Source organism: Acinetobacter geminorum (assembly GCF_013009345.1).
GTDB lineage: Bacteria > Pseudomonadota > Gammaproteobacteria > Pseudomonadales > Moraxellaceae > Acinetobacter > Acinetobacter geminorum.
In genome coordinates, this window is the sequence record NZ_JABELE010000020.1 from 43,741 (window position 1) to 50,593 (window position 6,853).

6 protein-coding genes are annotated in these 6,853 nt (G+C 38.8%); 4 read left to right on the forward strand and 2 right to left on the reverse strand.

Going from position 1 to position 6,853, the window contains the following annotated elements:
- The first annotated feature begins 90 nt into the window (after positions 1-90).
- The 3 genes from HJG58_RS16365 (at position 91) to erpA (ending at position 2,915) form a co-directional block, all read left to right on the forward strand.
- The gene (locus HJG58_RS16365; protein WP_069036328.1) at positions 91-1,098 is read left to right on the forward strand and encodes a putative solute-binding protein; all 1,008 of its coding nucleotides are present in this window, start codon (positions 91-93) and stop codon (positions 1,096-1,098) included.
- A gap of 352 nt (positions 1,099-1,450) precedes the next feature.
- Positions 1,451-2,455, forward strand: a complete 1,005-nt coding sequence (locus HJG58_RS16370) for a putative solute-binding protein (RefSeq protein WP_068615258.1) — start codon at positions 1,451-1,453, stop codon at positions 2,453-2,455.
- Positions 2,456-2,579: 124 nt separating this feature from the next.
- The gene (erpA, locus tag HJG58_RS16375; protein ID WP_002115421.1) at positions 2,580-2,915 is read left to right on the forward strand and encodes an iron-sulfur cluster insertion protein ErpA; all 336 of its coding nucleotides are present in this window, start codon (positions 2,580-2,582) and stop codon (positions 2,913-2,915) included.
- Positions 2,916-2,975: 60 nt separating this feature from the next.
- On the opposite strand, the gene HJG58_RS16380 is transcribed toward erpA, so the two are convergent.
- Both HJG58_RS16380 and HJG58_RS16385 read right to left on the reverse strand, forming a co-directional pair.
- On the reverse strand, positions 2,976-3,818 hold the full coding sequence (locus HJG58_RS16380) for an alpha/beta fold hydrolase (RefSeq protein WP_069036329.1): 843 nt from the start codon (positions 3,816-3,818) through the stop codon (positions 2,976-2,978).
- A gap of 127 nt (positions 3,819-3,945) precedes the next feature.
- Positions 3,946-5,073: an anhydro-N-acetylmuramic acid kinase gene (locus HJG58_RS16385; RefSeq protein ID WP_069036330.1), complete on the reverse strand. Its 1,128-nt coding sequence runs from the start codon at positions 5,071-5,073 to the stop codon at positions 3,946-3,948.
- Between the two features lie 61 nt (positions 5,074-5,134).
- On the opposite strand from HJG58_RS16385, the gene tyrS reads away from it, so the two are divergent.
- Positions 5,135-6,367, forward strand: a complete 1,233-nt coding sequence (gene tyrS / locus HJG58_RS16390) for a tyrosine--tRNA ligase (RefSeq protein ID WP_017481201.1) — start codon at positions 5,135-5,137, stop codon at positions 6,365-6,367.
- The last annotated feature ends 486 nt before the right edge of the window (positions 6,368-6,853 follow it).

The following is a 6,853-nucleotide window of genomic DNA, read 5'->3' on the forward strand; positions in this document are numbered from 1 at the left end:
AGCTCTATTTTTTTCTAAAAAACATGATTAATATCTGTGTTTGAAAGGAAACTTCAAACAAAAAATCTGTTCCGTGGAAGGATGAAGAAAATGAAAAAAATCGTACTTGCTATGGCTGCCGCTTCTGTTGTTGGTTTTTCTGCTTCAGCGCAAGCAGCGAGTACCGTATGTGTATTCGACCTCTTAGGAAAAGCAGGCGACTCATATAAAATGATGGAAGAATGGGCTCTTGCTGCAAAAGGCTGGGGTGCCCAAATCAACTTAGTTCCTCGTCAGGACGAGGCTGTTGCTGATAATGATTTTAAAGCAGGTAAATGTGATGCTGTAGCAATGACAGCAATGCGTGCACGCCAATATAACAAATTCGTAGGATCTATCGACTCACTCGGTGGTGTTCCAAACAATCAAATCGCTCAGCGTGCAATTACCTATGTATTAGATGCGCGTAATGCAGCAAAAATGACCACAAATATGGGTGGTAAAAAATACGAAGTTGCTGGTATTTCTCCACTAGGTTCAGCATTTATTTTCGTACGTGACAAAAACATCAACTCTGTTGAAAAAGCTGCGGGTAAAAAATTCGCTGTATTGGGTTATGACGATGCACAAAAAATTATGGTGCAACGTGTAGGAGCTCAAGCAGTTCTTTCTGATATTTCAAACTTTGCTGCTAAATTTAACAATGGTCAGGTAGATATGGTAGGCGCACCTGCTTACGCTTACAAACCATTAGAATTAAATAAAGGTTTGGGAGCAAACGGGGTAATGTGGAACTTCCCTGTATTACACGTTACAGCAGATTTAGTATTACGTCCTGAAAAATTCCCAGCTGGTTTTGGTCAAAAATCTCGTGACTGGTTTGTTAAACAGTTACCGAAGAGCTTTGCAATGATCAACCGTTTAGAAGCTCAGATTCCTGGCAAATACAAAATGAATTTAAGTGCAGAAGACAAACTTAAATATCAAAAAATGTTGCGTGATGGTCGTATGGACTTAACTAAACGCGGTGTTTACGATGCAGGTATGATGTCTGTATTGAAAAAAGCACGTTGTTCTGTAGACAAGGCTAACTTTGAATGTTCAATGCCTGGTGAATAATCTTAATATTTCTCAGAAAGCCTAGACTTAGTTCTAGGCTTTTTGTTTTGTATATGCTGTCAATTCTGCCATTGTGGATAACTAGAAAGACGTTAAGCTAAATTTAGATAAAAACTTCATAAGGAAACATGAAGGTATAAAAATGGATCAAGGACTTAAGTGATTAAAATAATTGCTAATAGGTAGGTAAATCGCTATCTATTTTCCATGGAAATAAAATCATAAAAGCAAATACGGTCTATAAAAATATTCCAACATGATTTTTATATGAAGACTATCCGATTCACTCCTTATCGGTGTGAAATTTCTTGGTATCGAAAAACAAAAACTCCACAAGGAAAGGAAAAAGAATATGCAATTTTCCAAAACGCTATTACTTGCGCTGGGACTTACAACAGTTTCTTTTGCAGCCGAGGCTAAACAAACAGTATGTGTTTTTGACTTCGTTGGTAAAAATGGCGATGTCTATGCGCTGATGAAGGATTATCAACTTGCCGCTAAAAACTGGGGAGCTGATATCGAGCTTAAAGTAAACCAGAATGAAGCCGTGATTGCTGAAGATTTTAAAGCGGGCAAATGTGATGGTATTAGCGTGTCAGGAATGCGCGGGCGTCAATTCAACTCATTTACTGGTTCATTAGATGCAATTGGTGCGATTCCAGATCTCAAACTTGCTGTTAAAGTCATGCAAGGCTTAGCGAGCCAAACTTTTAGTAAATATATGGTTAATGGACGCTATGAGGTCGTCGGTATTATTCCCGTTGGTGATGCTTACCTTTTAGTAAATGACCGTAGCATCAATACAGTAGCGAAAGCTGCCGGTAAAAAAATCGCTGTGCTTGACTATGATGAAGCACAAAAAATTATGGTTCAGCAGGTCGGGGCACAGGCTGTTAGTGCTGATGTAACAAATTTTGGTGCGAAATTTAATAATCATCAAGTTGATATTATTGGTGCGCCAGCAGCAGCATTTAAGCCTTTAGAACTACAAAAAGGTTTAGGAACAAAAGGTGCTATCGTGAATTATCCGATCTTACAGGTCACAGGAAATATTATTATCCGTCCTGATAAGTTCCCAGCTGGTTTTGGCCAGAAATCTAGGGAATGGGTTTCGGGTCAGCTGCCACGTGCTTTTACTATCTTGGGTAAAATGAAAGCTGATATTCCACAAAAATACTGGATGGATGTCCCAGCAGCCGATAAGCCAGGCTACCAAAAGCTTATGCGGGAGTCTCGAATTAACCTTACACAACGTGGTGTATACGATAAACGTATGATGAAACTCCTTTGGCAATTCCGTTGTAAGCAAGATGCTAAAAACTTCGAATGTGGCTTACAGGATGAGAATTACAAATAATCTTGATAAAAATACTCAAGATTCGCTTTAAACTTCGAAGACAGACCCTATATTGATTATGCTATACTCAATATAGGGTCTTTTTTATTTTGAAAGGCACAGCAAAATCCGAGGAACAATCATCATGAATGCCCAAGCTCTAGTTTTGACAGATAATGCTGCCAATAAGGTACGCCAACTCCGTGATAGTGAAGGGAATGACGATCTCATGTTACGTGTATATGTAACAGGAGGCGGGTGTTCAGGGTTTTCGTATGGCTTCAATTTTGCTGAAAGCGTAAATGAAGATGATGCAGAATTCGTAAATGGCGATGTAAAAATGCTGGTTGACTCACTTAGCTATCAATATTTAATTGGCTCAGTAGTTGACTATGTAGAAGGTCTTGAAGGTTCACGTTTTATCGTACAAAACCCGAATGCAACAACAACATGTGGTTGTGGTTCTTCATTCTCGATTTAAAAGAATTTTAAAATTTAAAAAACCTCTCTATTTTGAGAGGTTTTTTTATTGATCAGATCATTATCTTTTACAAACAGATTCTAAAAAATATTGCACAAGTTCAGGTGCATTCTGATATGGAATCCAATGCGACGCATCCATAAAAACTGCTTCATAACTATTTTTAAAATAATGTGAGTTTAGCTCGGCACTTTTTTCTGTAACGGCAATATCATGTTTACCCCAAATAAAAAGGGTGGGGACATCTATGGCTTTAAACGGATTTTGAGGTTTGTCCCAAAAAAAGCCACGATACCAATTCAACGCCGTAGTTAATCTATTTTCTTTTATAAACTCAGTCTCGAATATAGCAATTTGCTGTTCAGTCATACCTGATGACTTTAGAAACTTACGACCCAATTTAGGTATCTTTTTAAATAAAAGTTCGGGCAGAATGGGTAGCTGAAAAATTGCAAAATAATAAGATTTAAAAAGTTGTCTGCTGCTTAAACAAGCTTTTAAAAAAGCAGCTTGATGGGGCACAGAAACTAAAGTGAGATGCTGAATATATTGTGGATACTTCATCGCAATGCCCGAAGCGATTGCCGAGCCCCAGTCATGCCCAATTAAATAAACTGGCTGGCCAAGCTGCTCAATGAAACTTGCCACATCTTCTACAAGTTCACTCAATGAATATTGAAATCGGCTTTGAGGCCTAGCATTTAAACTATAACCACGTTGATGAATTGCAAGTGTTCTAAATTGATGCTCATGCAATAATTCAGAGGTTTGCTCCCAACTATGAGCAGTTTCTGGAAAACCATGCAATAAAACAACGAGTGGACCATCTATAGGGCCTGAATCAATTACATCGAATGTCCAAACCCCACGTGTGTATTGATGAATACGTTTGGTCAGATCCATGAAAACATGCCTTAAATCATTTTTGTTGGCATTTATCATGAGTTCTTATGCTCATTTACATAACAGCATTTCGGGTCAGTAAATGTGCTATGAGGTCGAATCTGACCAATCAAATCGATAAATAGCTTTATACCGCCGTGATCGTACCTAGAATTCTGAAATCCGAAGCACCTGTTACTGCTGGCAAATTACCACTTAAACCATCTACAAAGCGCATTGCTAACCATGCAAATGCTGTAGCCTCGACCCAAGTAGGGGAAAGTCCTAACACATCGGTAGGTTGAACAGACCAATTATGTTTACGTAAACGCCAACGTAATTGCTCTAGTAAATAAGAGTTATAAGCACCACCACCACAAACATACACTTCGCCTGTTTCCATCTCAGAGCGATAAATTGCTTTTTGAATTGCACGCACAGTGAGTTTTAATAGGGTTGCTTGGATGTTTTCAGGTGTATCTTCTAACTCATCATAAGTTAAATCATTTCGCCAATCGATTAACTGATCATCCAACCAGTCAATATTAAAGTCTTCACGTCCTGTGCTCTTAGGCGGTTCTTTAGAAAAATATTCATGTGCATGGAGACGGTCGAGTAAAGAGCGAATAGGGTGACCATAGGCAGCCCAATCACCATTTTCATCATATGGATGACCTGTATGGCGATGGCACCACGCATCCATCAAAATATTTGCAGGACCTGTATCAAAACCAAATACGCCGTCACTGTTATTGGCAGGCAGCATACTCACATTAGCAATACCACCCAAATTCAAAATTACACGATGAATACTTGGATGTTGAAATAATGCTTGATGGAAAGCCGGAACCAATGGCGCGCCCTGACCGCCTGCTGCCATATCTCTACGACGGAAATCTGAAACAACCGGAATCTGAGTAATTTCAGTAATGATGTTGGGATCGCCAATTTGTAACGTAAATCCATGTTCTGGACGATGACGAATGGTTTGCCCATGCGACCCAATTGCTTTAATTTGGCTACGGTCTAATTGGTGCTTTTCAATGAGAGTATTAATCCCGTGGCCGATCATTTGGGCCAGAGCAACATCAGCTTTACCCATGCGGTCAATTTCATTGTCATCAGGTAAAGTTAATGCCATAAGCTCATCACGTACCTCGGGTTCGAATGGAACTGTAAGAGTGGCATGAAGCTGTAGTGGCTCAAATGAAGCCGCTACAATATCCACACCATCCATACTAGTGCCAGTCATTACGCCGATATAGATTGCGCTCATATGCAACTTCCCCTGCAAGACGCTGAAAAAATGTTAGTATATCGCACAAATTGAATAACTGATGTGTTTAGGTTTTGTGATGTCAAATTTCTTGCCCGCCGAAGAACAGCTTGCCCTCATCCAACGAGGCACGCACGAAATTATTTCAGAAGAAGATTTACTGAAAAAGCTTAAAGAGAATCGTCCTCTTAAAATTAAAGCTGGTTTTGACCCTACAGCACCAGATTTACATTTAGGACATACGGTTCTTATTAATAAATTAAAAACTTTCCAAGACTTGGGCCATGAAGTTACCTTCTTAATTGGTGACTATACAGCCATGATTGGTGACCCAACTGGTAAAAGCGCAACTCGTCCGCCGTTGTCACGTGAACAAGTAGAAGCCAACGCTAAAACTTATCAAGAACAAGTATTCAAGATATTAGACCCGAATAAAACAAAAGTACGTTTTAACTCAGAATGGTTTAATCAAAAGTCTGCTGCTGACCTTATTCAATTAGCAAGCCAGCAAACTGTATCTCGCATGTTAGAGCGTGATGATTTTACAAAGCGCTATAGCAATCATCAGCCGATTGCAATTCATGAGTTTTTATATCCTTTAGTTCAAGGTTATGACTCAATTGCGCTTGAAGCTGACGTTGAGTTAGGCGGTACAGACCAGACATTTAACTTACTTATGGGGCGTACTTTACAAAGCCGTTATGGCCAAGAATCTCAAGTGTGTATCACTGTGCCGATTCTAGAAGGTCTAGATGGTGTAAATAAAATGTCTAAATCTTTAGGTAACTATATTGGTGTATTTGATACACCAGGAGCAATGTACCAAAAAGTTTTATCAATGCCAGACTCTTTAATTGAACGCTATTTTGATTTATTAAGCTTCAAATCTCTTGATGAGATCAAAGCTTTATTAGATGAAATTGCTGCTGGTCGTAATCCACAAGAAGTAAAACGCATCCTCGCACTTGAGCTAGTTGAACGCTTCCATGATGCAGAAGCTGCTGCTAATGCCCATAAGAGTGCTGGTAACCGTATTACAGAAGGTGAAGTACCTGAAGACACACCAGAAGTGACTATTTCACTTGGTGAGTTTGGAGGAGAAATCTTTATTGCTACGATTTTACGCGTAGCAGGCCTAAACCCAAATGCAGCTGCGGCAAAAGATGCGGTAGCTCGTGGTGCGGTAAAAGTTGACTGGAATGCCGTTGATGCAAGCTTCTCTGTCAAAGAAAAAGGAAGCTTTATTATTCAATCAGGTAAAAAAGCAATTGCACGTGTAATTTTCACTGACTAAGAACGTTATATAGTTAAAAAAGCAGGAGTAATCCTGCTTTTTTATTTCTTGGTCACAAAATTAATTAAGCGTTCCACGTGGAACCATCTAAACATAATTAATAATAAATGAAGTAAGTTAAAAATAAGAAGAAATATAGCTTGGAATAGAGTATTTGCTCTATGGTTTCTAAGGAATCAAGGGACTATATATGTCTATAAGCTGTATTGAAGACATAGAAAATGTAAGATAGGCCAATTTCATGAATATAAAAATTAATAAAAAGTATTGAAAATGCCTAAAAAAAAGCCACATATATCACTTTTTTTGCAAAATAGTAGAAAAAAACGGCACTCAAGTGGAAAAGGCTCAAATACCCCTTGCAAAGGGAATGTAATGGTCTATAATGCACATCCATCGGCGGTGATGTAGATAGAAACTTGTTGAAAAACAGTTACTTGTGATTGAGTTAGTTGCTTTGAGCAGTGAATTTGATGGTAAGTTGGT

Bases quoted from the DNA above. Each gene is read 5' to 3' on its own strand.
- HJG58_RS16365 (WP_069036328.1), top strand. From the start codon at position 91: ATGAAAAAAATCGTACTTGCTATGGCTGCCGCTTCTGTTGTTGGTTTT.
- HJG58_RS16370 (WP_068615258.1), top strand. From the start codon at position 1,451: ATGCAATTTTCCAAAACGCTATTACTTGCGCTGGGACTTACAACAGTT.
- erpA (WP_002115421.1), top strand. From the start codon at position 2,580: ATGAATGCCCAAGCTCTAGTTTTGACAGATAATGCTGCCAATAAGGTA.
- HJG58_RS16380 (WP_069036329.1), bottom strand. From the start codon at position 3,818: ATGGATCTGACCAAACGTATTCATCAATACACACGTGGGGTTTGGACA.
- HJG58_RS16385 (WP_069036330.1), bottom strand. From the start codon at position 5,073: ATGAGCGCAATCTATATCGGCGTAATGACTGGCACTAGTATGGATGGT.
- tyrS (WP_017481201.1), top strand. From the start codon at position 5,135: ATGTGTTTAGGTTTTGTGATGTCAAATTTCTTGCCCGCCGAAGAACAG.